This window comes from uncultured Blautia sp. (assembly GCF_902497045.1).
GTDB lineage: Bacteria > Bacillota > Clostridia > Lachnospirales > Lachnospiraceae > Blautia_A.
Window position 1 is genome coordinate 1 of the sequence record NZ_CABVDF010000292.1, and the last position, 2,805, is coordinate 2,805.

A 2,805-nucleotide genomic window follows, 5' to 3' on the forward strand; every position below is an offset into this window, starting at 1 on the left:
TCTTCTTTTTCATTTTACCTTACCTTCTTAAAATTTTAGATATAAAAATGGCGTATAAGAGTTATAAACCAGGAATGCCACACTCAGAAGCAGCAGGATCATGTTTACGGCGGCGGCTTTCCACGGGCTGCGTCTCATAGAGAGCTTATAGTGCTGATATAATCCGGGACGTGATGCGGGGATAGCGATCAGGAACAGGATCAGAGAGCTTCTCAGGGCAAAAAGCGCCTGTGTATCTGCAAAACCGGAAACACCGATACCGACCAGCGCCATCAGGAAATTTCCCATAGAAGAAAAATCTGTCTGACTGAAAAACACCCATCCGATCATAACAGCCAGCATGGTGTACAGATTTGCCAGAGGTCTTGGTATTTTCTTCAGGAGATCTGTCAGGACAAATTTTTCCAGAAGAAGCAGAAGTCCATAATATAGTCCCCACAGTACAAAATTCCAGCTTGCTCCATGCCACAATCCTGTCAATGCCCATACAACAAAAATATTCCGGACGTGCTTCAGAGGGCTTACACGGTTTCCTCCAAGGGGGATATAGATATAATCCCGGAACCAGCTTCCAAGGGAAATATGCCAGCGTCTCCAGAATTCAGAAACACTGGTAGAAGTATAAGGATAGTCAAAGTTTTTCTTAAAATCAAATCCCAGCATCTTGCCCAGACCGATAGCCATATTTGAATAGCCGCTGAAGTCAAAGTAGATCTGCATAGTATAAGCAAAAATCGCAATCCAGGATCCAAGGAAGGAAAGCGTCTCGCCGGAAGAGGTAAGAGCTGCATAGATTCCGGCAAGGTTGTCGGCAAGAAGAACCTTTGCGGCCAGACCTTTGATAAAATATTCGGCACCGACGCCAAGTTTTATGATATTGACAGAACGTCTGGTAAGCTGTTCTTCAATATCCGCATACCGGATAATGGGGCCTGCGGTCATATGTGGAAACATGGTACTGTAGACCATAAACGGCAGCAGCTTTTTCTGAGCGTGTATTTTTTTCTGACAGATATCAAAAATATAAGAAAGATTTTTGAATGTGTAAAAAGAGATTCCAATGGGCAGAGAAAGTTCCGGATGGGAGATGGAGATACCTAAAATTCCACCAATGGAATCCAGAAAAAAGCCGTAGTATTTAAAGAATCCAAGGATAAAAAGATCGATCACAACAATAAAGACCAGATTGCCGCGGATCTTTTTGGGACAGTGAGATAGTTCCTCCATTTCCAGTCCCATGAAATAATGAAAAAGGGCACTGAAGATCATAAGGATTACATATACCGGTTCACCCCAGGCATAGAAAAAGAGACTTCCCGCAACAAGAAGAAAATTGCGGAGCCTGTAAGGAACCAGATAATAAGCCAGTAAAAATACAGGTAAAAAACCAAATATAAAAAAAATATTGCTGAAAACCATTGCTTTTCTCCAATCTTAAATCAGGGATAAAAATATTTCGCGCCATTTTTGGGCGTTGGGACCGCAGGCATAGATCACATAATTGCCCTTGGATTCAACGGCTGCTTCATTCAAAAAGGCCATCTGATCGGTACCATAGCCCTGAAAAACCTGTTTTTGACTGTCCAGATGTGAACGTGCATTGTCGCAGGCAATATCAGCCTGATGCTTGTCAGGAGCCTTTATAATCAGCAGTTCTTCAACAGACATAGGTGAAACTGCTTTGTAGAACAGATATCCCTCCAGAGAATCTTCAGAAAGCTGATAATAGCGTTTTAAATCGGTGCGTCCCCGTTTTTTCAGTGCAGTGACTGTTTCCTCAGATTCTATGGAGGCAGCAATATCCTCCATGGGGACGTCTTTGGCGCTGTCTGAGGTATAGATCAGAAACAGGTATACGGCAAGAAAAGCAACCATGCCGATTTTGATAAAAAGATATTTTTTTGATCCCATAGTTATAACCCCGCTGTTTTTGCCATATAAGTAAGCCACTTTGGATAATATTCACTTACCACATGTTCGCCGTCAGGCTCATACATGGCGTCATTGTCCTGCACAATAAAAGAATTGTCTATATAGGTGCAGTTCATTTCCTGACAAAGCTTCTTCAGACCTTCATTATATTCCGGATAGTATCCAAGAGCCGGAATCTGATCGATGGTTGACTGCTGGATGGGCAGGATCCCATTTATGTAAACTGGAGAATCCGGAAGCGCTTCCTGAAGCTTTTTCAGCTGTGCACGGTAGGCATCGATAAAAGCCTGCCAGTCGGATTCATAAAGTTCCAGGTCATTGGAACCGAAGGCCATAAAAATATTTCTGGGATGAAGACCAATTGCCGTTTCTATCTGTTCATTGGCATCTGCTACAGAAAGTCCACGTTTACTGATTACCACATCGGTATCCAAAAAGCCGTATTCTACAATGGATTCTGTAATGGAATCACCGATAATGACACTGCCTTGGAAAGCTTGTTTGATCTCAATATTACTGAGAGTTTTATTTTCTTCTGCGATTATTTTCTGGATATCAGAATCTTGTTGCTTTTGGGAATTTTGCTCCAGTTCCTGAAGCTGTTTTTCGATTTGGGAAATATCGGAAGCTTCCAGAGCCTTAAGGCGGGAAACTCCTTCTTCATAGATGATGCTGTTGTCAGCAGAATGGGTATGCACATAAAAATAGGCAATCCCTCCGGCAAAGATGATTATAGCAGGGATTACTCCAAACAGCATTTTTGAATATGATTTTCTTTTTCTCAACGTATTTCTCCTGTAAAATGATATTTTTTGATATCTTTCGACCTTATTATAATACGAAGTAAAAATACTTCAAGCGTTAACGGAATAT

General features: G+C 41.7%; 3 protein-coding genes. All 3 read right to left on the minus strand.

The window, feature by feature from the left end:
• Positions 1-27 precede the first annotated feature (27 nt).
• Genes RDS42_RS13885 through RDS42_RS13895 form a run of 3 tightly spaced genes read right to left on the minus strand, consistent with a single transcriptional unit; the run spans position 28 to position 2,717 of the window.
• Positions 28-1,419, minus strand: a complete 1,392-nt coding sequence (locus RDS42_RS13885) for an MBOAT family O-acyltransferase (protein ID WP_308784182.1) — start codon at positions 1,417-1,419, stop codon at positions 28-30.
• Between the two features lie 15 nt (positions 1,420-1,434).
• On the minus strand, positions 1,435-1,911 hold the full coding sequence (locus RDS42_RS13890) for a DUF4358 domain-containing protein (protein WP_308784183.1): 477 nt from the start codon (positions 1,909-1,911) through the stop codon (positions 1,435-1,437).
• A gap of 2 nt (positions 1,912-1,913) precedes the next feature.
• Positions 1,914-2,717, minus strand: coding sequence for a GDSL-type esterase/lipase family protein (locus RDS42_RS13895; RefSeq protein ID WP_308784184.1), 804 nt, complete (start codon positions 2,715-2,717; stop codon positions 1,914-1,916).
• Between the last annotated feature and the right edge of the window lie 88 nt (positions 2,718-2,805).

What these genes read in the sequence shown, in the direction of transcription:
- RDS42_RS13890 (WP_308784183.1), bottom strand. Translation starts at nt 1,911, where the DNA reads ATGGGATCAAAAAAATATCTTTTTATCAAAATCGGCATGGTTGCTTTT.
- RDS42_RS13885 (WP_308784182.1), bottom strand. Translation starts at nt 1,419, where the DNA reads ATGGTTTTCAGCAATATTTTTTTTATATTTGGTTTTTTACCTGTATTT.